Origin of the sequence: Megasphaera sp. SC8-1 (assembly GCF_024436295.1) — a bacterium.
In the GTDB taxonomy this organism is placed as follows: Bacteria; Bacillota; Negativicutes; order Veillonellales; family Megasphaeraceae; genus Megasphaera; species Megasphaera elsdenii.
In genome coordinates, this window is record NZ_JANFQH010000011.1 from 171,682 (window position 1) to 194,098 (window position 22,417).

At 51.8% G+C, this 22,417-nt stretch carries 21 protein-coding genes; 11 read left to right on the forward strand and 10 right to left on the reverse strand.

What is annotated here, in order from left to right; all coding sequences use genetic code 11:
• Positions 1-15: 15 nt before the first annotated feature.
• Together bioD and NOS26_RS04410 are read right to left on the reverse strand one after the other, a co-directional pair.
• A complete protein-coding gene (gene bioD / locus NOS26_RS04405) occupies positions 16-684 on the reverse strand; it encodes a dethiobiotin synthase (RefSeq protein WP_022497247.1) in 669 nt (222 codons plus the stop codon).
• 17 nt (positions 685-701) lie between these two features.
• The gene (locus NOS26_RS04410) at positions 702-1,268 is read right to left on the reverse strand and encodes a biotin transporter BioY (protein WP_169013465.1); all 567 of its coding nucleotides are present in this window, start codon (positions 1,266-1,268) and stop codon (positions 702-704) included.
• Between the two features lie 228 nt (positions 1,269-1,496).
• Here NOS26_RS04410 and NOS26_RS04415 point away from each other — a divergent pair, with 228 nt between their 5' ends.
• Positions 1,497-2,522 carry a branched-chain amino acid aminotransferase gene (locus NOS26_RS04415; RefSeq protein WP_014015552.1) on the forward strand — a complete coding sequence of 342 codons (1,026 nt, stop codon included), beginning with the start codon at positions 1,497-1,499 and terminating at the stop codon, positions 2,520-2,522.
• Positions 2,523-2,596: 74 nt separating this feature from the next.
• Here NOS26_RS04415 and NOS26_RS04420 read toward each other — a convergent pair whose 3' ends face one another.
• Entirely contained in the window at positions 2,597-3,154 is a 558-nt protein-coding gene (locus tag NOS26_RS04420) for a manganese efflux pump MntP family protein (protein WP_014015553.1), read from the reverse strand.
• A 139-nt stretch (positions 3,155-3,293) separates the two neighbouring features.
• Here NOS26_RS04420 and NOS26_RS04425 point away from each other — a divergent pair, with 139 nt between their 5' ends.
• The 9 genes from NOS26_RS04425 to NOS26_RS04465 all read left to right on the forward strand — a co-directional run bounded on the left by NOS26_RS04425 (position 3,294) and on the right by NOS26_RS04465 (position 12,877).
• On the forward strand, positions 3,294-4,646 hold the full coding sequence (locus NOS26_RS04425; protein ID WP_014015554.1) for a metallophosphoesterase family protein: 1,353 nt from the start codon (positions 3,294-3,296) through the stop codon (positions 4,644-4,646).
• 95 nt (positions 4,647-4,741) lie between these two features.
• A complete protein-coding gene (locus tag NOS26_RS04430) occupies positions 4,742-5,530 on the forward strand; it encodes a hypothetical protein (RefSeq protein ID WP_014015555.1) in 789 nt (262 codons plus the stop codon).
• A 225-nt stretch (positions 5,531-5,755) separates the two neighbouring features.
• On the forward strand, positions 5,756-6,325 hold the full coding sequence (locus tag NOS26_RS04435) for a kinesin (protein WP_255917338.1): 570 nt from the start codon (positions 5,756-5,758) through the stop codon (positions 6,323-6,325).
• Positions 6,326-6,456: 131 nt separating this feature from the next.
• Positions 6,457-7,017 carry a GNAT family N-acetyltransferase gene (locus tag NOS26_RS04440; RefSeq protein WP_169013466.1) on the forward strand — a complete coding sequence of 187 codons (561 nt, stop codon included), beginning with the start codon at positions 6,457-6,459 and terminating at the stop codon, positions 7,015-7,017.
• 196 nt (positions 7,018-7,213) lie between these two features.
• Entirely contained in the window at positions 7,214-7,426 is a 213-nt protein-coding gene (locus NOS26_RS04445; protein WP_014017025.1) for a hypothetical protein, read from the forward strand.
• Positions 7,427-7,503: 77 nt separating this feature from the next.
• The gene (locus NOS26_RS04450) at positions 7,504-7,998 is read left to right on the forward strand and encodes a hypothetical protein (protein ID WP_074787163.1); all 495 of its coding nucleotides are present in this window, start codon (positions 7,504-7,506) and stop codon (positions 7,996-7,998) included.
• Positions 7,999-8,408: 410 nt separating this feature from the next.
• Complete coding sequence (locus NOS26_RS04455; protein ID WP_074787161.1) at positions 8,409-9,452, forward strand: protein tyrosine phosphatase; 1,044 nt, start codon at positions 8,409-8,411, stop codon at positions 9,450-9,452.
• 396 nt (positions 9,453-9,848) lie between these two features.
• Entirely contained in the window at positions 9,849-11,165 is a 1,317-nt protein-coding gene (locus NOS26_RS04460; RefSeq protein ID WP_074787159.1) for an S-layer homology domain-containing protein, read from the forward strand.
• Between the two features lie 368 nt (positions 11,166-11,533).
• The gene (locus NOS26_RS04465) at positions 11,534-12,877 is read left to right on the forward strand and encodes an S-layer homology domain-containing protein (protein ID WP_074787156.1); all 1,344 of its coding nucleotides are present in this window, start codon (positions 11,534-11,536) and stop codon (positions 12,875-12,877) included.
• Between the two features lie 809 nt (positions 12,878-13,686).
• Here the strand turns inward: NOS26_RS04465 and NOS26_RS04470 are convergent.
• The gene (locus NOS26_RS04470; protein WP_014015559.1) at positions 13,687-14,082 is read right to left on the reverse strand and encodes a hypothetical protein; all 396 of its coding nucleotides are present in this window, start codon (positions 14,080-14,082) and stop codon (positions 13,687-13,689) included.
• Positions 14,083-14,138: 56 nt separating this feature from the next.
• Positions 14,139-15,023 carry a DMT family transporter gene (locus tag NOS26_RS04475; RefSeq protein ID WP_014015560.1) on the reverse strand — a complete coding sequence of 295 codons (885 nt, stop codon included), beginning with the start codon at positions 15,021-15,023 and terminating at the stop codon, positions 14,139-14,141.
• A 110-nt stretch (positions 15,024-15,133) separates the two neighbouring features.
• On the opposite strand from NOS26_RS04475, the gene NOS26_RS04480 reads away from it, so the two are divergent.
• Entirely contained in the window at positions 15,134-16,024 is an 891-nt protein-coding gene (locus NOS26_RS04480) for a LysR family transcriptional regulator (protein ID WP_014015561.1), read from the forward strand.
• Here the strand turns inward: NOS26_RS04480 and NOS26_RS04485 are convergent.
• The 5 genes from NOS26_RS04485 to dpaL form a co-directional block, all read right to left on the reverse strand.
• A complete protein-coding gene (locus tag NOS26_RS04485) occupies positions 15,990-17,351 on the reverse strand; it encodes a uracil-xanthine permease family protein (protein ID WP_041647413.1) in 1,362 nt (453 codons plus the stop codon). The genes NOS26_RS04480 and NOS26_RS04485 overlap by 35 nt on opposite strands.
• A 24-nt stretch (positions 17,352-17,375) precedes the next feature.
• A complete protein-coding gene (gene arcC, locus NOS26_RS04490; RefSeq protein WP_014015563.1) occupies positions 17,376-18,326 on the reverse strand; it encodes a carbamate kinase in 951 nt (316 codons plus the stop codon).
• Between the two features lie 109 nt (positions 18,327-18,435).
• Entirely contained in the window at positions 18,436-19,629 is a 1,194-nt protein-coding gene (gene ygeW, locus NOS26_RS04495; protein WP_255917340.1) for a knotted carbamoyltransferase YgeW, read from the reverse strand.
• Positions 19,630-19,663: 34 nt separating this feature from the next.
• Positions 19,664-20,983 carry a YgeY family selenium metabolism-linked hydrolase gene (locus tag NOS26_RS04500; protein ID WP_169013984.1) on the reverse strand — a complete coding sequence of 440 codons (1,320 nt, stop codon included), beginning with the start codon at positions 20,981-20,983 and terminating at the stop codon, positions 19,664-19,666.
• A 32-nt stretch (positions 20,984-21,015) separates the two neighbouring features.
• On the reverse strand, positions 21,016-22,224 hold the full coding sequence (dpaL, locus tag NOS26_RS04505) for a diaminopropionate ammonia-lyase (protein WP_041647094.1): 1,209 nt from the start codon (positions 22,222-22,224) through the stop codon (positions 21,016-21,018).
• Between the last annotated feature and the right edge of the window lie 193 nt (positions 22,225-22,417).

Here is a 22,417-nt window from a genome sequence, read left to right on the forward strand (position 1 = left end):
GTAAATCCCCTTTCTTTATTGGTACAATGAAATGAGCGAGGCTGCATCGGCATGGAGCAACGTGTCATCCTCGGCGACGACGGCTAAGACCGGCTTTTGGCTCAGCTTTTCGATCATGCGGATATTATCTTTTTCCATGGGACTGCCCGTATAATGGTTGACGATGAAACCTTGGACGGGCAGTCCTTTTTCTTTCATATAAAAGGCGGTCAATACGGCGCCGTTGATCGTCCCCAAACCGGCCGGACAGACGATGAGCGAGGGCAGATGGAGCCAGGAGATGACATCTTCTAATTGGAAGAAGGCCTGGTCGTCATCGCGGAGGGGACAGATGATGCCGCCGCTGCCTTCGACCGTGACATACGGGTAGGCCGCTGTGACGCGCTGCCAATCCCGGAGGATGACGTCTTTTTCGATAGGTTTATGTTCCCAGCGGGCTGCCAGATGAGGCGAGACGGCGTGGTCGTAGAGATAAGACAAGAGCAGGTCCGGCGCTTCACCGATTCCCGCCGTAGCGTTTACATAGCCGGCATCGCTGGCCGCGACCGTCGGGGCGCCGCTGATAGCTGCCTTGTAATAGCCAATGTCGTAGCCATGCTGGCGCAAGGTCTTGATGAGCAGGGCTGTGACATAGGTCTTGCCGATGTCTGTCCCCGTTCCGGTGATGAATAATCCTTTACTCATAGTAAACGAACTCCTTTCTAAGCGGCTATGGTCCGTTGGACACGACGGGCCAGGAAAGCGGCGACGATACACAAGAAGATGTCGCCAGGGATGGGCAGGACGAAGCAGTAGACGAAGAGCGTCCAGAAACTGATTGGCGTGCCCAGGTACACGTTGTTGATCAAGGCCAAATAGACCATGCCGCAGGCGTAAACGATGACGAGGCCGGCGAAATCAGCGGCCAGCAGCCGGCGAAGGGAGGGGACCGGAACTTGGTGGGCAATATATCCCGTCAGGCCGGCGCCGCCGATGAAGCCGAGGAGATACCCGAAAGTCGGCTGGAAGATGTATGACGGGCCGCCGCCAGAGGTGAAAACCGGCAGGCCAATCAGGCCCAAGAAGACGTAGACCGCGACGGATGCGGCGCCGCGGCGGCTTCCCAGCAGCAGACCGGCTAGCGTCGTGAACAATAACTGCAGCGTGAAGGGACAGAAGGGAACGGGGATGCGGATGAAAGCCCCGATGGCGATGAGCGCTGTGAACAGGGCGAATAAGACGAGGTCACGTGTATCCCAGCGATGAGATGAGAGGGCAGAAGAAACCATGAAATCACTCCTTTGAGAAAATGTAAACCTATATCTACCCATAGATTAGTTTACGATAATCTGGATTATACCCGACAATTTGCTTATTGTCAATTTTGATAAAAATAAATAAGTTGACAATAAGCAAACAAAAAATCTCCCATTGACAAAGGAGATGGAAGTGATTAATCTATAAGTACAAAATATTTAGAAATTTATTTTGTACATAAAAGAAATGGAGGAATTGTTATGTCAAATGTTAATATTAACTGGTCGGCATTAGGCTTTGAATATCAGCCGATTGCAAAGCGTTATGTTGCCAATTATAAAGACGGCAAATGGGGCAAAGGAGAATTGACGGATGATCCGAATGTCGTCCTCAATGAATGTGCCGGCATTTTGCAGTACTGCCAGCAAGTCTTTGAAGGCCTGAAAGCGTACAAGACCAAAGACGGCCGTACCGTTACCTTCCGTCCGGACCAGAATGCAAAACGCTTGATGGACTCGGCAAAACGGCTTGAAATGCCGCCGGTTCCTGAAGATATGTTCATGGAAGCTGTCGACGAAGTCGTCCGTGCCAACAAGGATTATATTCCTCCCTTTGAAAGCGGCGGTGCTCTCTATCTGCGCCCGTATATCTTTGGGACCAACCCGGTCATCGGCGTTAAACCGGCTGACGAATATCAGTTCCGTCTCTTCGGCACACCGGTTGGCTCTTACTTCAAAAACGGTGTAAAACCGATTACGATTTGCATTTCTGACTTCGACCGTGCAGCTCCGCGTGGTACAGGCCATATCAAAGCCGGCTTGAACTACGCCATGAGCATGTATCCTTACATTTTAGCTCATCAGAACGGTTTCGATGAAAACATGTTCCTCGACCCGGCTACGCGCACGTACGTAGAAGAAACGGGCGGCGCTAACTTCCTCTTTGTCAAGAAAGACGGTACCTTGGTTACGCCAAAATCGGACTCCATCCTGCCTTCCATTACCCGCCGTTCCCTCATCACCATTGCAACGGATATGTTGGGCATGAAAGTCGAACATCGTCCGGTTAAATTCTCGGAAGTCAGCGAATTTGCTGAAGCCGGCCTTTGCGGCACAGCTGCCGTCATCTGCCCGGTAGGCAAAGTCGTCGACCACGGCAAAGAAGTCTGCCTCCCCAGCGGCATGGATGAAATGGGTCCTGTCCTGACGAAACTCTACAAGACCTTGCGTGGCATCCAGATGGGCGAAATCGAAGGCCCCGAAGGCTGGATTCACGAAGTAAAATAATTTATATTTCGTAGGGGCTCACACGTGGCGCCCCTACAGAAAAAAGGCTTGTCGCACATGCGACAAGCCTTTTTTTACAACACTCCCAAGCCTTCCAGCAATATCTTCAGGCCAATCAGGATGAGAACGATGCCGCCGATACATTCGGCCTTATTTTTATAGCGCGTCCCGAAGAGACTGCCGACTTTGACGCCAGCTGCCGAGAATAAGAAGGTCGTTATCCCAATGAGCGTGACCGAGGGGAGCAGATCGATGTCCATAAAGGCAAAGGTAACGCCGACGGCCAGGGCATCGATACTGGTGGCAATAGCCAGCATGAGCATGGTATAAGGCCGCATAGAGGCATCGCAGTGCTCTTGGTCTTCAAAGGATTCTTTGATCATGTTGAGGCCGATGGCGCCGAGCAGGATGAACGTGACCCAGTGGTCATAGGCGTCGATCATATCGGCAAAGAAACTGCCCAGACCGTAACCGATAGCCGGCATCAGGGCCTGGAAGATGCCGAACCACAGGCCGGCCAGGACCATATGGCGCCAGCTGATTTTACCGAGTGACAAGCCTTTGCAGATGGAAACGGCAAAAGCATCCATGGACAGGCCGACGGCCAATAATAGTAAATCGAGTGTATTCATCTTATTCTCCCCTCGCGATGTAAACAAATATACAATTTACTCATTATAAGAGATGCGGAAATTGATGTCAACAAAAAGATTGCCAAATCAAGGGATTGTGCTACAATACATTTTGTGACAAGAAAGGACGTGAAAATACATGAAGTATAAAAAGAGCCATCTCGTTGCGGCTCTCCTCAGTGCGTTTACTTTATTTTCCAGCCAGGCCCTGGCCATGTCAGTGGATAATCTGATGCAGATCGTCGCCAAGGACAGCGCCACGGGCAAGACGATTTCCTGGCAGTCGGACAGCAACCGTAATGACTACAGCGTAGAATACCGCCATAAGGACCAGGGGGATGTCCAGCTGGCTTATGTAACCGAAGGGAAACGGCCGCCCATTTACGACGCCGATAATCCCGCGCCCTATACGTACGGTGCGTATATGCAGAAATTGACGCCGGCGACGGAATATGAATACCGTATCGTCAATGCCGACGGCGCAACGGATTGGATCACGTTTTCGACGACCAAAGAAGATTTAAATCAATATAAAGTCCTTATTTTCGGTGATTCCCAGTCTACCGATTACAGCGTTTGGGGGCAGACGGCACAGATTGCCTGGCAGCAGAACGATGATGCGGCTTTCTTCATCAATATGGGGGACATTACCGACAACGGCCAGGCCTATTTCCAATGGCGTGACTGGTTTGAAAACGCCGATGTCCTGACCAGCCATATCCCCTTTGCGCCGGTCTTGGGGAATCACGAAGCCTACAGCATGGATTGGCAGTTTGCCGAACCGTATACCTATAAAGGCCTCTTTGCCGTACCGTATGGCGGCCCGAAGGACCAGAACCGCCTGGCCTACTCCTTCGATTATGGCGACGTCCACTACGTATCTCTCAACACGGATTACGAAGAATTGAACGGCTGGCGGCCGACGATGATGGAAGATGAAGCGGCCTGGCTCGATAAGGACTTGGCAGCTGCCCAGAAAGCGGGTAAACGAGTGGTCGTCCTCATGCATCGTCCGCCCTGGGATAGTCCTTACGATGGGCAACTCGATGTAAACGGGAAATACTTCATGCCCCTCTTCGATAAATATAACGTCCCCTTAGTGTTCACAGCGCATGAACATTGCTATGAACGGACGGTTCCCATCAAAAACGACCAGGCTGCAACGGAAGGAACTGTCTATATTGCCACCGGCCGCTCCGGGACGGAATCGTGGGATGGCTCCGTAAAGAAGCCGACAGATGTCGTCTATTACAATCCGACGGATATGCCGATGTACCTGACGCTCCAGGTCGAACCGGATGAATTTCGTGTCAGTGCTCTGAAGAATGATGGCACGCTGATCGACACCGTATCGGTTCCGGCCAAGGCACCTGTCGTCAAAACTACGGAAGCGGTGAAAGATACAGGAGCCGTACAATCTGGCCAGAAGCAGAAAAAAGATAAAAAAGCGGTCAAGAAATCGAAGAAACAGAAGGTAAACAAAAATAAATAGATGAGCCTTCTTCGTTTACGATGGAGTTGTTTTCTCGAGCAAATCCGTGTATAATAGACAATTAAAAGAAGTAAACTCAAGAGGAGCGAATTAAAATGAAAAAAATAGCAAGAAATATGATACTTTGTGCGCTCATGACCATGAGCCTGTCCGCTGTCTGCTTAGCCGAAGATACGACGGCAACGACGACGGCTGCTGAACCGCAGGCTACGGCTACGGTTACGGCAACGACCCAGGCGGCACCGGACCAGAATGTCGTCGACTGGCTCGACCCGGCTGCCGGCGAATGGTACAGCACCAAGGGCAACCTGGTCATGACCATCGAAGGCAACACCATCAACGGCTGTGCCGTTACGGACCCCAAGGATTGCACCTATGACTATCCGCGGACCGGGACCTTTACCATTCATGAACAGACTGGCGACCGGACCATCAAGATGGATCTCATGGGCCATAAATCCCATCAGTACCTCATCGTCGACAATAAAATGCCTCTGCGCCGTTCCCTCAATGCCGACCGCTATGAATCTATCGGCGGCGTATACCTGGGCATGACCGAAGCCGACTTAACTGCCGCTTATGGCCAGCCGAGCAGCACTGCAGAAGACCAGGGGACGGACCGCTGGATCTATGACAGCCATCATATGGATGCCTACCTCCAGGGCGGTATCGTCATCGGCATCCGCATTTACGATGGCAGCGATTTGAAATTCGATAAATCCGGCCTGACTGCCGGTGATACGACTGGCGCCTATGCCAAAGCTTATGAATTAGAAACGACACCGGAAGTGCCGACAGAAGCCAACGCCATTTCCAAGGCCTATAAACTGCCGCAAGGGGAATACCTGCGCTTCGGCCAGAATTTCGTCCAGCTTTCCATCTAAGCCGGTATCCGGAACTGCACATAGGAATGGGGCCTCGCATGCGAGCTGTTTTCATGCGACAGCCCCCTTTTCGTTGCATTATCCTTTGAAATAATGTAAACTAAAGGAAATATATTTATACGAGTTGCTGTTATGCTGGATGGCATGGTTAAGCCTTTTTTTGGTTAGAGAAATGGGCCAGGTAAATGCTGAAACAGATAGAGTAAATATAAGGAGAGAAAACACGTGATCACGACAAGAGACTTAATGGACCGTTATAATATCAAAACCCGCCAGGGCATTATCCAGTTCGTCAAGAAGCATCTGGATGAAATCAACCATGATGGCGAAGAACACGCTACCATGCAGAAGGGCGAATGGGCCTTCGACACCGAAGCCGTTCGCATCCTCGACCAGCTGCGCGGCCTCCACGACCAGGCGACGATTACCGAACTTGAAAGCGAAAAAGTATCCAATGCCCAGCAAGAATCGCACAACCTGCGTATTTTACTGCTCAAAGCCCAGCAGGACCTCAACACGGCCCAGCAGCAGGTCATCACGCTGCAGCAGAACCTCATTGCCAAACAGAACGAATTGTCCGAAGTCAAAGTCAAAGCTCTGGAAGCCCAGCAGAACAAAGACCAGGCCGACTCCCTGCAGAGCGAAGTCGACCGCTTGAAAAAAGAAGGCAGCCTCATCGAAGACGAACACAAACAACTCCAGGAAACATTGGCCACCGTCCAGGCCGAACGGGACAAACTGCGCCAGCAGCTGGCTGAAAAAGCCAACCATCATTGGTGGGAATTTTGGAAATAATCACATACTGAGAACAGGGACTATGGCATGGAATTTCTGAGAACATGCCATAGTCTTTTTTTAAGGCTCCCATGGTAGGGGAGCTGGCTGCCGAAGGCAGTCTGAGAGGTTCTTAAAAAGGAGTGATGCAGATGAACAGTAGCATTTTGATTCGGCAAGCCTGCGGAGATGATACAGGGGCTTTGGCTCTGATTTACGCCTATTACGTAAATCAGACGGCCATTACCTTCGAGTACACCGCGCCGGATGCTGTAGAAATGGAACGGCGGCGCCAAGAAATTTCGCAGCACTATCCCTATTTAGTGGCCGAATTAGATGGCCAGGTCGTCGGCTATGCCTATGCCCATGCATTCTATGGTCGTGAAGCGTACGCTTGGTCGGTCGAATCGAGCATTTACGTCGATGTAAACGAACGTAAACGTGGAATTGGCCGTAAGCTCTACGAAGCATTGGAAGAAGCGTTGAAATCTATGGGAATCCTAAACATCAATGCCTGCATTGCTATACCCCGCGATGAAGATGATCCTTATGTTACCTATGACAGCCTGAATTTCCATAAGCACCTGGGCTATATCCTGGCAGGTCAGCTTCACCACAGCGGCTACAAATTCGACCGCTGGTACGACATTGTCTGGATGGAAAAAATGCTTGGCCCCCATACCATTCATCCGAAATTCCCAGCAAAAAAATGAGGTCCTTACAACGAGTCACTGCTTTTTCCTCGGACTCAGATGCGGCTGCCAAAACGGACAGCTGTAGTTGGGCAGACCGCTGTGATATTCAACCACAGCCCATTCTGGCATAATGGTGAGCTTTTCTCGATGAGCGATTTCCCGGTTGTACAAAGAAATTGAAATCTGATACAATAAACTCAAGGAGGTGTGGCCGATGGATGAAGAGATGATGCAGGATGTAAAGGAGCAGCTGGTGGGCGCGTTGGACTATGATCAAGCAGCGAAAGGCGTTTTGTCACAGAAAATGGTGCTGGCTTATATCTTGAAACGGACGGTTCCCGAATTTGAATCGGCCAGCCTCGACGATATTGCCAATATCTACATCGAAGGGACGCCGGAAGTCAGTACGGTTCCGGTTTCTAATTGATTTCTTCACAAAAAGGAACCGAATTTACCAATAGCGACTACAATAAAATAAAGAAGGTCTATACCATCTGGATTTGCATGGAAGCCCCGCAGGGAAAAAGCGCTATCAACCGCTATCAGCTGAAAGAACAGCATTTGCTGCACCGCTATAAGGAACCTTGTCAGAATTATGACCTCATGGGCATCATCTTTGTCTATCTGGGAAACAGCAAAGTCAAAGACCGGCTGATAAACCTGCTTGATTTGATGTTCAAATCATCAAAGAACGCCAGTGAAAAGATTACGACCCTGCATAATGATTTTGGGATTGATTTGACACAAGAAGAAGAGGGGGATTTGGAAGTCATGTGCAACTTAGGAGAAGGAATCTACGAAGATGGCCTGATGAAAGGCAAACAAGAAGGATGGGAGAAAGGTAGAAAAGAAGGCAGAAAAGAAGGCAGAAGGGAAGGAAAATTGGAATTAGCTCTTGAAATGTTGAAGGATGGGATGGCCTTAGAAAAAGTAGCAAAGTACAGCAAATTATCACTTTCCATCATCAAGGAACTTGCTAAACAAAATAAATTGATTTAGGAATAATTACAAAACACCGCTACGGGGCAAGAAACCATTGGCGGTGTTTTTGTTGAAATTCCCTCGGATTCAGATGCGGCGTTCCGCCGCGACAAACTCAAATTGACAATGACGCTTCGGGAAACCCTCAGCGCATAGCGGGCCGCCCTTTGGCCGGCCCCTACGACGGCCCCGGATGGGGCCCTTTCCACGAGCCGAGGGTTTCCTGAGGCGATGTCGTCTATTTGAGTTTAACGCCGCGCAGTGGCATGGGGGATGTACACAGGATTCACGCGGGACGCCCTTTGGGCGTCCCCTACGAATGGCGGCCTTGCGGGGCGGTCAGGTCCCTTTTATATATATTCCCTCACACGTTTTACTAAACACGTATAATGCATAAAAACAAATTATTACAATCGAAAGGAAAAATTATGATTAGATGTAAAAAAATTGCAGTTATCCTGGCTGTTTTTTCGGCCATGGGTATGGTTGTTCAAGGTCAAGGAAATGGCGATAATATCGCTTTTTCTCAAGGTGGACGCACGCCTTTGCCGGCTTTGGCGCCGGCCGCTTATGAAGGGCATTTCTGGCGTGTCGATGCGGAAAATGATGCCTCTCTGCCTCGGAATTTCCGCACGTGTCAGTCACCTTTTCATAAGGTAGAACATAAATATGCATCGGAAGTCGATTCGTCTTATGTTCCATCGCGGAAAGGCCTGGATGATTTACGTATTTCCGGGTCTGGCCAGTTTTCGGCCCGCCAGTTCGACGCCCTGGTCCAGGCGTTGCGGAAAAAGACGAAAGGCCCCATTTATGATGTCGACTTGCGGCAGGAGTCGCATGGCTTCTTCGATGGTACGGCAGTTAGCTGGTATGGCCGCCACGATTGGGGCAATATCGGCAAATCTCCGACGGCCGCCTTGGCTGATGAACAGCAGCGCTTGCAGGCCGTTTTGGGAAAGGACGTCATCGTCTACGACCAGGGGAAAGGCGATTTGCCCATTCATCCTCGAGTCATAGCGGTCCGACGCGTCCAGACAGAACAGGAACTGGCAGACAGCAAAGGCATCCACTACGTCCGCCTGGCTAACACGGACCATCTTTGGCCGACGCCGGGCGAAATCGATGCCTTCTTAGCTTTCGTCCGCACCTTGCCGGATGACGCCTGGCTCCATTTCCATTGCGAAGCCGGAGCCGGCCGGACGACGGCTTACATGGTTATGTACGACATGATCAAAAATCCCGGCCTGCCCTATAAGGACATCGTCTACCGTCAGTATGAAATCGGCGGCAACTACACGCCGCACGACGTGGCCCATCCTAAACAGGGCGATTGGAAAGGACCGTATTATCATGAAAAACACGAAATGGTGTCTTTATTTTATCAGTATGTGCAAGACCAGGTGAGACAGGGAGGAAGTCAGTCGTGGTCGCAATGGCTGGAGAATAAAAGAATGAGAGTCAATAACCGTTGAGATAGAACTGCCATGAAAAACGATGGGCTGTGAATAAATAACCATAAATAAAATTTTTATGCAAAATTACCCTTTAAATTTTAAAAAATGGCGATTAAAAAATGAAGGGGAAATGGCTTTGTTGAGCCGATTTTTACGATGATAAAAGAGGGCAGCAAGCATTAAATTTTGACAAGTGCCGAAAAAAGTTGTATAATAATCGCAACAGGTGTGGTGCGGACGCAGGCAACACCTGCGAAAAGAGCAAAAAAACAGTACCTTTTTCAAGGCAGTAAAAGAGAGGAAACTAGGACAACTCGCCAATGAACCCTTGGAAAAAATACGTTTCGGCGCTCGCTAGTAACGGTGTAAGACTTTTTACGAAACTTATTTTTTATTGGAAAAGGGGTAATCCTCATGAAAACAAAAGTATTAGCAGCTCTCGCAGCAACTATGGCTGTTGGCGCAACTTGCGCTTTCGCAGCTAACCCGTTCGTCGACGTACCGTCTGACAGCTGGGCTTACAAATCCGTCGTAGAACTCGCTGACGCTGGCATCATCCAGGGTGTCGACGGCCAGTATTTCCAGGGCAACCGTAACATCACTCGTTATGAAGCTGCTGAAATGGTCGCAAAAGCTATGGCTCACATGGACAAAGCTTCTGTTGAACAGCGCGCCCTCATCAACAAACTCGCTGATGAATATGCTGACGAACTCAATAACCTCGGCGTTCGCGTAAGCGCTCTGGAAAACCGCGTCGGTAACGTTAAATTGACCGGTGACGCTCGTGTCCGTTACATCCATCAGGACAGCGATGACCAGGGCAAGGGTGAAGTTAAGAACGATAATTCTTGGTCTTACCGTGTCCGCGTTCGTGCTAATGCGCAGGTTAACGACCGCACGAAAGTCGTTTACGGCGTTAGCACTAACAATGTAAACTTCGCTGATAATAGCACAGCTAGCGATAGTAAGGACAATAACATCTTTACGGACCGTGCTTTTGTTGACTACAACTTCGGCGGCAACAACTGGGATTTGAAAGTTGGCCGTGATGAATATGATATGGGCGGTGGCCGTGCTTATGGCTTCCTCTATGGCGATACTTTCGATGGCGCTCAGTTGAAATATACCAACGATAAATTTGCTGCTACTGCTGGCTATGGTAAATTTAAAGAAGGTGTCATGGGTGGTGACAATGGTGCTTCGGCAGCTACAAAGACTGGCTATGGTGAATTAGAAGGCTTCTTCGGCGGTGGCCGTGCAGCTGGCTCTGCTGTAGGTGTTTACTACAATGACTTCAGTGGCAATAAGTCCTTCAATTTTGATGATGCTTGGGGAGCTTATGGTAGCTTGAACCTCGGCAAATGGAATGCTTTAGCTAACTACGAAAAATACAATAGTGAAAACAGCAAAGCAGATGATCCGGAAGTATGGGTTGGTAAGATTACTTACAATAAAGCTAACTTCGCTACGCCGAAGTCCTGGGATGCTTGGGTTGAATACCTCAATGCCGACAATGGTTTTGGTGATAAGACTCACGCATTCATTGGTTCTACACAGAGCTGGAGAAATGGTAACCTCTTGAACAACGTTAAATCTTGGGGTGTCGGTGCTGACTACACCTTCGCTAAGAACGCTCAGTTCCAGGTAATGCAGTCCTTCGCATCTGAAGCGAAAGAAGGCAACAACGATCCGGGCGAAGAAACACGTGCTCAGTTCGTATTCGTATTCTAATCTCTCCTTTACCGGAAGATTGCAAAAGGCCACTCAGAAATGGGTGGTCTTTTTTTTATATATATTCCTAATCGGCATAATACGTAAAACGTGGCTTGTTTCTGCCCTTTACAGGACTTTTTATCGTGATAAAAACTTACATAATTTTGACAAAACTTACAAAATAGAGTATAGTGGAAGGGAACTAGTATAGTGCTGTGCAGGTATACTAGTGAAAAGAGGTACGAAGAAATAGACAGTCTGAGGCAGTAAAAGAGAGGAAACTAGGACAACTCGCCAATGAACCCTCAGAAAATATGTTTCTGTCCCTCGCTTGTAACGGAGTAAGACTTTATAAGAAACTTATTTTTGGAAAAGGGGTAATACTCATGAAAACAAAAGTATTAGCAGCTCTCGCAGCAACCATGGCTGTTGGCGCAACGTGCGCTTTTGCAGCTAACCCGTTCGTCGACGTACCGTCCGACAGCTGGGCTTACAAATCCGTCGTAGAATTGGCTGATGCCGGCATCATCCAGGGTGTTGACGGCCAGTACTTCCAGGGCAACCGTAACATCACCCGTTATGAAGCCGCTGAAATGGTCGCCAAAGCTATGGCTCACATGGACAAAGCTTCTGTCGAACAGCGCGCCCTCATCAACAAACTGGCTGATGAATATGCTGACGAACTCAACAACCTCGGCGTTCGCGTAAGCGCTTTGGAAAACCGCGTTGGCAACGTTAAATTGACTGGTGACGCTCGTGTCCGTTATATCCACCAGAGCGAAGGCGACAAAGATAAAGCCGGCAAACCGGTCAATGCAGCTACGAAGAACGATGATTCCTGGTCCTACCGTGTCCGCGTCCGCGCTAATGCTCAGGTCAACGACCGCACGAAAGTTACTTATGGTATTAGCACTAATAGCATAAGCTTTGCTGACAATAGCAAGGCTAGCGATAGCGATAATAACAATATCTATACGGACTTGGCCAACGTTGATTACAACTTCGGCGGCAACAACTGGGACCTCCTCGTAGGTCGTTATGAATACGACATGGGCAATGGCCACGGCTATGGCTTCCTCTATGGCGATACCTTCGACGGCGCTCAGTTGCAGTATCACAACGACAAATTTGCTGCAACCGCTGGTTATGGTAAATTTAAAGAAGGCTCGATGGCTACGGATACCGATGGTGTCAAGACCGGCTACGGCGAATTAGATGGCTTCTTCGGCGGCGGTCGTGCAGCTGGTTCGGCAGTTGGTGTTTACTACAACGATTATACTGTTGCTGGTGGCAAGGATCGTACAGGTAGCTTTGGCTTTGATGATTCTTGGGGCGCTTATGCTAGTGCTAATTTCGGTAAATGGAATGCCCTGGCCAACTACGAAAAATACAATAGCACAGATAGCAAAGACAACGACCCGGAAGTCTGGGTTGGCCGCTTGACCTACGGTGCTGCTAACTTTGCTACGCCGAAATCCTGGGACGCTTGGGTTGAATACCTCAATGCTGACCAGGGCTTTGCTGATGCAAATGGCAACTTTGTTGGATCAACCTATGGCTGGAGAGAAGGCAGCCTCTTGAACAACGTTAAATCTTGGGGCGTCGGCGTTGACTACACCTTCGCTAAGAACGCTCAGTTCCAGGTCATGCAGTCCTTCGCAACCAGCGCCAAAGATGGCAATGCTGATCCGGGCGAAGAAACACGTGCTCAGTTCGTATTCGTATTCTAATCCTTCCTTTTGTAGGAAGATTACAAAAAGACCACTCAGAAATGGGTGGTCTTTTTTTGCACAAAACTGGAAAAGACGCAGATAGCCGCATAAACACATACGGCCCGTGGCCGTATTCGTAGGGGCCGTCCCGAAGGGCGGCCCGCTGTGATATTTGACCACAGCTCATTCGGAATGATGGTGTGCTTTTACGAACCACGAACCACGGCTTTTTTCGCGGACTCAGATGCGGCGTACCGCCGCGACAGACTCATGATTGTATTACGACCGAGTGTCATTCGTCATAAATTCCGGCTATACCCACGATTCACAATGGGACGCCTTAATCAGGACGTCCCCTACGATATCGCATACAGGCGATGGAAATGAATAGGGCTCGCAAAAAAAAATACGGCCATCGGCCTGGTGCGTAGGGGCCGTCCCGAAGGGCGGCCCGCCTGAAATGATGGTGTACACGCTATTCATGACGGGTGATGTGTGAAAAAAAGCCCCATATACCAGAATGGTCATACCCACGATTCACGGCGGGACGCCCTTTGGGCGTCCCCTACGATATCGCATACAGGCGATGGAAATGAATGCAGCCCACAAAAAAAATACGGCCATCGGCCTGGTGCGTAGGGGCCGTCCCGAAGGGCGGCCCGCCTGAAATGATGGTGTACACGCTATTCATGACAGGTGATGTGTGAAAAAAAGCCCCATATACCAGAATGGTCATACCCACGATTCACGGCGGGACGCCCTTTAGGCGTCCCCTACGGGTGCGGTCCGGTGGACCGCCCGCTAATGGCTTTTTTCTAAATGTTCTTTTACTGCAATTCGTATTTTTTGTTTTCCTGGTATATCATCATGAACAGCCGGTCATTTTCGTCGAACATGAGGGTCAGGTAATAGTCCGGGTATACGACGTCGGTCAAGAGGTATTCGTTACCGATGGCCTTGAGTTCATACATGAATTTGAAGGCTGGACGCAGCTTTTTCAGGGCGTCACTTTTTTTGTCGCCAATCTGCAGGCCGTAGAAAGAATGAGGGACTTTGTTATCAGAACTGATGATGAGGTCTTTTTTTTCTTGGCGACTGTAATACAGGTCCTGCCATACCGTTGCTGGCTTGGCTTGTTGTACGCCTTCTTCCTGGCCCAGTGCCAGGCCGGGAAGCCACAATAGGCCTAAGAGTCCGGCTGCGATAAGACGATTTTTTTTCATAAAGACACCTCCGCATTCAGCATAGGCCGGGCGGAGGTGTTTTGTCAAGGCAGGTGTCATCCATTTTGACAGCTATGCGTTTTGCAGCGATATTTTTCGGGAAGCTGGACGATGATGATGCCCAGGAGGATACAGATGGCTCCGGCTAATTGGACGGGCGTAAAGGTTTCGCTCAGGAAAATGACGCCCAGGACGGCGGCGATGAGCGGGTTCAGTGCTGTAAACAGGCCGGCTTTTTCGGCGCTGGTATACTTTTGGGCGACGGGCTGGAAGGTGAAGCCAAAGACGGAACAGATGAAGACCAGGGCCAGGATGGCACCCCACGTCGTCGTATCGGCAGGAACGGCCGGGCTTTCAAATAAGACCATGCCTACTGTACTGTACACGGCGAGGAATCCCATTTGCAAGATCCCCAGCAGCAATGGGTCGTACTGCCGGGCCAGGCGGGCGGTCAGGCAGATCCAAATGGCGTAGAAGACGGAACCGGTCAGGCAGATGATTTCTCCCGGTGCCAGATGGAAAACGGCGCCTTGCAGGGTAAGACAGGCGATGCCGATAAGGAGCAGGCTCGTAGCCGTCAGGACTTGCTTTCCCGGCCAATGGTGGCTGACGACGGCCATTAGGATCAGGACCCAGACGGCGGATGTATTTTCCAGGAAGGCCGCTGTCGACGAGGGAATTGTCGTCAGGCTGATGAGTTCACAGGCCATGCAGGCGAAGAGGAAGGTCCCTAAGAGGCCGGCAGCCTTCCATAGCTGGCGCGTCAACAGCGGGAGGCGGCGGTGAAAGAGCAGCAGCAGGATAAGTGTCGTCAGGGCGAAGCGGATTGCCAGTAATTCTAAAGGCGGTATCCCGTTCAGTCCGATTTTCGACAGGAGATAGGAAATGCTGCGGGAAGCGATGACGATGATGAGCAGTATTTCTGCATTTCTTTGTTTCATGAAAAAGTCCCTCCTTACTTTTTTCTTGCTTTTATGATACGATAAAAGTAGTATGGAGAGAATAGCAAAATAATATATATAGTTTTGATAAAAAGGCAAAGGTGATAGACATGAATACGGAAAAATGCAGGCTCTTGCTGCAAGTCATCCAGGCGGGCAGTTTTTCTTCAGCTGCCGAACGATTGGGATATACCCCGTCTGGCGTCATGCGGTCCATTGCATCGCTGGAAAAAGAAATCGGCTTTCCCCTGCTGGGGCGGACGGCACAAGGCATTTATCTGACCCGTGAAGGGCAGGCAGTGCTCCCTTATCTGCGCCGCCTCATCCGTGATGAAGATGCTTTGTTGCAGTACAGTGCCCAGATCCGGGGATTGACGGCCGGGGATATTTACATTGGCTCTTATTTCAGTGTAGCCGCCAACTGGCTGCCGCAGATTATACAGGCTTTCCAGCATGCCTATCCGGCAGTCCACGTCCACATCGAGGAATGCGCCAATAAAGTGATGTACGATGGATTGGAAGAAGGGCGCTTCGATTGTTGTATCACGACGTGGCGCCCTTTTTCCGGAGACTGGATTCCCTTATGTGAAGATGAAATGGTCATGTGGCTTCCGGAAAATCATCCCTTGGCACGAGCCGAGGTATACCCGTTGAAGCAGTTGTGTCATGAATCTTTTATTGAACCACTGCCGCAGCAGGATACGGATGTCGTCCGGATCCTCAAGGAAGAACATATTTCTTATGAAACGCGATATACGGCCATCGATAACTATACGACCTATCGCATGGTCGAAGCCGGCCTGGGTGTCAGTATGAACAATCGCCTCATGACGGCACAGTGGCAGGGCCGCGTGGCTATCCTTCCCATGGATCCGCCCCATACGATTACCATTGGCATTGCCATTCCCAGTCGGGATGGGGCATCACCGGCAGTCAAGAAATTCATCCATTACGTGCAACAGGGAATCAGTCAGATCCTTGAGCCGAAGGATTCTCACTAGGCGTTCCATGGCGTTTGGGCAGGATGAGGTTCAGGCTGATGGCGATTATCGAAGCGATGACGACGGGCGCTTTGCCGAAGATGGTCGTCACCCAGTCCGGGAAGAGATAAAGCGATTGCGGCGCGGCTGACAATCCCATACCCATGGCGACGGCCAGGCCGATGATGGACATGTTGCGCGGCGTTGCCCCATCGGACAGGGCCAGGCGTATACCGGTCATGGCGATGGATGCGAAGACGGAGACCGTAGCCCCGCCGAGGACAGCATAGGGGATGGTCGTCAAGAGACCGGAAAATTTAGGAACTATACCGGCGATGAGGATGATGATAGCCGCCAGGGCCAGCGTAGCCCGGTTGATGACCTTCGTCGTCGTGACGATGCCGACATTCTGGCCGAAGGTCGACGTCGGCAGGAAGCCAAAGAAAGCGCCGAGGATATTCGTCGCCCCCAGTCCCAAGATGGCACCGTGCAGTTCATCTGATGTGGGCTGACGGTTCATGGCTCCGGAAGTGGTGGCCGAGAAGTCACCGATAGCCTGGATGGAGTTGATGACGAAGAGCAGGGAAATGGCGATGCAGGCAGGCGGGTCAAATTCTAAGCCAAAGTGTAAGACTTGGGGCATTTCGAAATACCCGGCTGTCATGACGTTGTCGAATTGGACCATGCCCATGGCCAGGGCCAGAATATAGCCGGCTAGGATGCCGACGAGGATAGAAGCCAGGCGCAGCAGGCCTTTACCAAAGTTTGTGAAAAATGTCACAACAACGAGTGTAAACAAGGCGACGATCCAGTTCTTCCAGCTGCCGTAGGTCGGGCTGCCCACGCCGCCGGCCATGTAGTTGATGGCAATGGGATAAAGGGACAGGCCAATGGTAAAGACGACGGTCCCGGCTACGAGGGGCGGGAAAAAATGGCGAATACGGCGGATGGCTAAGCCGACTAAGATGGCGCAGCTTCCGCCGAATATCTGGGCGCCCAAAATGGCGGCTACACCGTACTCGCTGGCCAGGGTCTGCATGGTCGGTACGTAGGCGAAGCTGACGCCGAAAATGACTGGCAGACCGGCACCGAAATGGAGCCCTGTCCGGCGGCCAATAGGATAGAGTTGCAAGAAGGTGCCGATAGCCGCAGCAATCAGCGAAGCCTGGATGAGCAGAACCCGGTCGGGCTGGGACAGGCCGGCGGCACCGGCGACGATGATAGCCGGTGTGACGCAGCCGACAATCATGGCGACGACGTGCTGTAAGGCCAGGGGCAGGGCTTCAAAGAAATGAGGGATGCCATCCATGGAAAAGAGTGAGGCGCTCCGGCTGTTTGAAATAGGCATTTTTTCCACAATGATGCGCCTCCTTTAGGCTCGGTAAATGCGGGTCCCCGTTTTTCCGAGGATACCATCTTTGGCTTTCTGGAGCAGTGTTATCAGGGCTGTCCGGCCGGGACGGGATTCAGCGAATTTGACGGCGGACTGGACTTTGGGCAGCATCGAGCCGGGGGCAAATTCATTTTGTGCCATATATTGCCGGGCTTCGTCAGTGGTCATTTCCGACAGCCACTGTTCGTCCGGCTGACCAAAGTGGATGGCCACTTTTTCGACAGCTGTCAGGATGATGAGGTAATCGGCGTGGAGGTCTTCGGCCAGGCGTTCGCTGGCAAAATCCTTGTCGATGACGGCGCTGGCCCCTTTGAGGTGGTTGCCGTGACGCATGACGGGAATACCGCCGCCGCCACAGGCGATGACCAGCTGTCCCGATTCGACGAGGGTGTCGATGGCGCCGATTTCGATGATTTCCTGGGGCAGCGGCGAAGCGACGACGCGGCGCCAGCCCCGGCCGGCGTCTTCCTTGACGATGTAGCCGTATTCTTTGGCGGCGTATTCCGCCTGTTCTTTAGTCATGAAATGGCCAATCGGTTTCGACGGATTCTTGAAAGCCGGGTCTTCCGGATCGACGCGGACCTGGGTGACCATGGTGGCGACGGGAATGTCGAAGATGTCGCGGTTGTACATTTCTTCGCGCAGGGCATTTTGCAAGTCATAGCCGATGTAAGCCTGGCTCATGGCGACGCAGACCGACAACGGCGTGTTGGGCTGGTTCGGATCTTCCCGGCTCAGGGCAGCCATGGCGTGGTTGATCATGCCGACCTGCGGGCCGTTGCCGTGGGCGACGATGACTTCACAGCCTTCCTGGATGAGATCGACGATGGCCTTGGCTGTCGTCTTGACGGCCAGCATCTGTTCGTGCAGTGTATTTCCCAGGGCGTTGCCGCCGAGGGCGATGACGATACGTTTCTTTTTCTCGGTCATGATAATTCTCCTTTTATGTGTACAAAAGTTTTATAAATGATGAGTAAAACGCATGATAGGGGAATGAAAAAGGCACCGGTCCGGAGGACCGGCACCTTTGACGGTCAGGTTATTTCATTTTGCGCAGGATGCCGCGTTCTTCTAATGCTTTCAAGGTCTGAGCCGGATCCTGGCATTTGGCCAGCATGATCATGGCAGCGATGACATAGGGCTTGTAGCTGGCTTCCTTGTAGAGGGAATCGCGATAGCGGTCGAAGACAGAGGCTTCGACTTCGCCGTCTTCACAGCTGACGCCGTTGATGTCGGCCGGCAGGCAATGGAGGTACATGGCTTTGCCGTCTTTTGTGGTCTTCATCAATTCTTCCGTGCAGCACCAGTCTTTGTGCTGAGCGTTCTGAGCCAGCAGTTCCTGTTCCAGGGCATCGATGCCGGCCTGGTCGCCAGCGGCGTAGAGATTCGTCCGTTTTTCCATAGCCGCAAAGGGAGCCCAGCTCTTGGGATAGACGACGTCGGCGTCTTTGAAGGCGTCGGCCATGTCGTGGGTGATGCGGAAGGAGCCGCCCGATTTTTCGGCGTTCTTTTTGGCGACGTCGACGACGTCCGGCATGACTTCATAGCCTTCGGGATGAGCCAGGACGACGTCCATGCCCAGACGGGTCATGAGGCCGATGACGCCCTGCGGGACCGAGAGGGGTTTGCCATAGGACGGGGAGTAAGCCCAGGTCATGGCGATTTTCTTGCCTTTCAAGTTTTCCAGGCCGCCCATTTCATGGATGATATGGGCCGCGTCGGCCATACACTGGGTCGGATGGTCGATGTCGCACTGGAGGTTGACCAGAGTCGGCTTCTGTTCGAGGATGCCGTCTTTATAACCCTGGGTGACGGAGTCGACGACTTCTTTCTGGTACGTATGGCCCTTGCCGATGTACATATCGTCGCGGATGCCGATGACGTCGGCCATGAAGGAAATCATGTTGGCCGTTTCGCGGACCGTTTCGCCGTGAGCAATCTGGCTCTTCTTTTCGTCCAGGTCCTGGACCTGCAGGCCGAGGAGATTGCAGGCCGAGGCGAAGGAGAAGCGCGTACGCGTCGAATTGTCGCGGAAGATGGAAATGCCTAAGCCGCTTTCAAAGATTTTGGTGGAAATATTGTGTTCCCGCATGAAACGGAGGGCATCGGCCAGGACCCAGATGGCTGCCAGTTCGTCATCGGTCTTGTCCCAGGTGAGGAAAAAGTCGTTTTCATACATATCTTTGAAGTTGAGGGCGTTTAATTTATCGATGTAGTCCTGTAAGGTTTTCATAGGGCAGTCTCCTTTTAATCGTTATGGGATGTGATTATTTATCGGTGTATACAGAAGGCAGAGCGGCGTAGACGGCGGCACAGGTGACGAGGTCCTGTTTCCACGTCTTTTCGTTGGGAGCATGAGCCTGGGCTTCTGCGCCAGGGCCGAAGCCGATGACGGGGATGCCGTTGCGGCCCATGATGGAAACGCCGTTGGTCGAGAAGGTCCATTTATCCGTCAAGGGACGGACTTTGCGCATGGCTTCCGTTTCAGCGGCACCGATACGGCTGTCGCCGAAGAGGGACGTATAAGCTTCTTCCAGGGCCTTCGTGACTTTGTGGTCTTTCGGGATGACCCAGGTCGGGAAGTAACATTCGATGGGGTAGGTCAGGCCGGTGTAGCTCGGGCGGGCATATTCGTACATGCTGACTTTGACATCATCGCCGTATTTCTGGACACTCGGCAGGGCGCGGATTTCATCGAGGCAGCTCTGCCACGTTTCGCCAGCGGTCATGCGGCGGTCGAGGGATACGGCACAGGAGTCGGCGACGGCGCAGCGGCTCGGCGAGGTGTAGAAAATCTGGGAGCATGTGACGGTACCGCGGCCGAGGAAGTTGGCTTCTTCCCATTCGGAGTTGTATTTCTTGTCGAGCATCTTGACCAGGCCTTTGATTTCCGTTGTGTCGGCGGCGTCATTTTCATTGAGGGCCCGGACGTCCTGGAGGATGTCGGCCATCTTGTAAATGGCGTTGTCACCGCGTTCGGGGGCACTGCCGTGGCAGGAAACGCCCTGGACGTCGATGCGGATTTCCATACGGCCGCGCTGGCCGCGATAGATGCCGCCGTCTGTCGGTTCCGTAGAAACGACAAATTCCGGGCGGACCTTGTCTTCGTTGATGATATACTGCCAGCAAAGGCCGTCGCAGTCTTCTTCCTGGACCGTACCCGTAACCAGGACGGTGTACTTATCGGACAAGAGGCCCAGGTCTTTCATGATGCGGGCACCGTAGACGGCGGATACGATGCCGCCGAGCTGGTCCGACGTGCCGCGGCCGCCGATTTCCGTTTCCGATTCAAAGCCTTCATAGGGATCGAAGTTCCAGTTGGCTTTGTTGCCGATGCCGACGGTATCGATATGGGCGTCGAAGCCGATGAGGGTCTTGCCGGTGCCCATGTAGCCCAGGACGTTGCCCATGGGGTCGATTTCTACTTTATCGAAATCGAGTTTGCGCATTTCTTCGGCGATGCGGTCGATGTGTTCCTTTTCGCCGCAGCTTTCGCCGGGGAATTTGACGATGTCCCGGAGGAAGCGGGTCATATCCTGTTCATAGCCTTTAGCAGCCTCTTTGATTTTTTCGTACGGTACTGTCATGAAAATCACTCCTATATCTTAATATAATGTTTTTATTTATTTAATCCTCGCCAGACGATATTCTTATACCGTTCCGGATCCGTATCGCCTTCGGTCGAGAAGACCAGGACCTGGGAGCGGTCATCGAGACCGAGCTCAGCGCGTATATCTTTACATTCGTCGGATAACATGATCGTAGCCAGCGTGCCGAAGGGAACGGCACCGGATTCACCGGATACGATGGGCGCATCGCCTTTGAGGGGCGCTGCCAGCATCCGCATGCCGCGGACCGTGATGGGGTCATCGGCAGCTACGAAGGTCGTGACGTGATTCTTGAGGATGTCCCAGGAAATCGTATTCGGTTCGCCACAGGCCAGGCCGGCCATGATGGTATCCAGGTCGCCACCGACGATGCGGGGCTTGCCGTCACCCGCTGCGGCGCCTTTGTACAGGCAGGCTGCGGCCGATGCTTCGACGACGATGAATTTCGGCGGGTTGTCTTTGTAGAGATTGGCGAAGTAGCCGACGACGGCACCGGCCAGGGAACCGACACCGGCTTGGACGAAGATGTGCGTCGGCCGTTCGACGCCCTGCGCTTTCAGCTGTTCGCCAGCTTCCATGGCCATCGTACCGTAGCCCTGCATGATCCACGAAGGGATTTCTTCGTAGCCGTCCCAGGCCGTATCCTGGACCATGACGCCGTGCGGTGTGGCAGCGGCTTCTTTAGCCGCCTGGCGGACGCAGTCGTCATAGTTGAGGTCGAGGATGTCGACGTCGGCGCCGAGCTTCTTGATGTTTTCCAGCCGCGTCTGAGTCGTGCCTTTCGGCATGTGGACGACGGCTTTCTGGCCCAGCTTCTGAGCCGCCCAGGCGACGCCGCGGCCGTGGTTGCCATCGGTGGCCGTGAAGAAGGTGGCCTGGCCAAATTCCTGGCGGAGTTTATCCGAAGTCAGGACTTCATAAGGCAGGTCCGATACGTCGCGGTGCGTTTCCTTGGCGATGTATTTGGCCATGGAATAGGAACCGCCCAGGACTTTGAAGGCGTTGAGGCCGAAGCGGTACGATTCGTCTTTGACGAAAATCGAACCTAAGCCTAAATACCGGGCCATCTGTGTGAGCTGAGTCAAGGGCGTTTCACTGTATTGCGGGAAGCTCTGGTGGAATGTCCGGGCTTTAGAGATTTCATTGAGGGACATAATCGGTAAATTTTTATCGTCTGATTTGGGCAGATGGTTCATAGCCCATTTCATATCTTTCTTCATCATCCGTACCTCCTGAGATAAACTGAAAAAAATATTTTAGTAAATCTAAAAGTTTTTGTATACCTAGAGTATAACATGACCTTGCAGATTTGCAATAGGAGAAAGCTAAAAATTTGTTAGGCACCTACACTTTTTTTGCAAGGCATGAAAGGAAGCTGTTACATTTGGGCATAGGAAAAGGGCCGCCCTTTGG

What these genes read in the sequence shown, in the direction of transcription:
- NOS26_RS04410 (WP_169013465.1), bottom strand. Translation starts at nt 1,268, where the DNA reads ATGGTTTCTTCTGCCCTCTCATCTCATCGCTGGGATACACGTGACCTC.
- NOS26_RS04440 (WP_169013466.1), top strand. Translation starts at nt 6,457, where the DNA reads ATGAACAGTAGCATTTTGATTCGGCAAGCCTGCGGAGATGATACAGGG.
- NOS26_RS04465 (WP_074787156.1), top strand. Translation starts at nt 11,534, where the DNA reads ATGAAAACAAAAGTATTAGCAGCTCTCGCAGCAACCATGGCTGTTGGC.
- NOS26_RS04500 (WP_169013984.1), bottom strand. Translation starts at nt 20,983, where the DNA reads ATGACAGTACCGTACGAAAAAATCAAAGAGGCTGCTAAAGGCTATGAA.
- NOS26_RS04425 (WP_014015554.1), top strand. Translation starts at nt 3,294, where the DNA reads ATGAAGTATAAAAAGAGCCATCTCGTTGCGGCTCTCCTCAGTGCGTTT.
- NOS26_RS04470 (WP_014015559.1), bottom strand. Translation starts at nt 14,082, where the DNA reads ATGAAAAAAAATCGTCTTATCGCAGCCGGACTCTTAGGCCTATTGTGG.
- NOS26_RS04475 (WP_014015560.1), bottom strand. Translation starts at nt 15,023, where the DNA reads ATGAAACAAAGAAATGCAGAAATACTGCTCATCATCGTCATCGCTTCC.
- dpaL (WP_041647094.1), bottom strand. Translation starts at nt 22,224, where the DNA reads ATGAAGAAAGATATGAAATGGGCTATGAACCATCTGCCCAAATCAGAC.
- NOS26_RS04455 (WP_074787161.1), top strand. Translation starts at nt 8,409, where the DNA reads ATGATTAGATGTAAAAAAATTGCAGTTATCCTGGCTGTTTTTTCGGCC.
- arcC (WP_014015563.1), bottom strand. Translation starts at nt 18,326, where the DNA reads ATGACCGAGAAAAAGAAACGTATCGTCATCGCCCTCGGCGGCAACGCC.
- bioD (WP_022497247.1), bottom strand. Translation starts at nt 684, where the DNA reads ATGAGTAAAGGATTATTCATCACCGGAACGGGGACAGACATCGGCAAG.
- NOS26_RS04430 (WP_014015555.1), top strand. Translation starts at nt 4,742, where the DNA reads ATGAAAAAAATAGCAAGAAATATGATACTTTGTGCGCTCATGACCATG.
- NOS26_RS04485 (WP_041647413.1), bottom strand. Translation starts at nt 17,351, where the DNA reads ATGCCTATTTCAAACAGCCGGAGCGCCTCACTCTTTTCCATGGATGGC.
- NOS26_RS04445 (WP_014017025.1), top strand. Translation starts at nt 7,214, where the DNA reads ATGGATGAAGAGATGATGCAGGATGTAAAGGAGCAGCTGGTGGGCGCG.
- NOS26_RS04480 (WP_014015561.1), top strand. Translation starts at nt 15,134, where the DNA reads ATGAATACGGAAAAATGCAGGCTCTTGCTGCAAGTCATCCAGGCGGGC.
- NOS26_RS04450 (WP_074787163.1), top strand. Translation starts at nt 7,504, where the DNA reads ATGGAAGCCCCGCAGGGAAAAAGCGCTATCAACCGCTATCAGCTGAAA.
- NOS26_RS04420 (WP_014015553.1), bottom strand. Translation starts at nt 3,154, where the DNA reads ATGAATACACTCGATTTACTATTATTGGCCGTCGGCCTGTCCATGGAT.
- NOS26_RS04460 (WP_074787159.1), top strand. Translation starts at nt 9,849, where the DNA reads ATGAAAACAAAAGTATTAGCAGCTCTCGCAGCAACTATGGCTGTTGGC.
- ygeW (WP_255917340.1), bottom strand. Translation starts at nt 19,629, where the DNA reads ATGAAAACCTTACAGGACTACATCGATAAATTAAACGCCCTCAACTTC.
- NOS26_RS04415 (WP_014015552.1), top strand. Translation starts at nt 1,497, where the DNA reads ATGTCAAATGTTAATATTAACTGGTCGGCATTAGGCTTTGAATATCAG.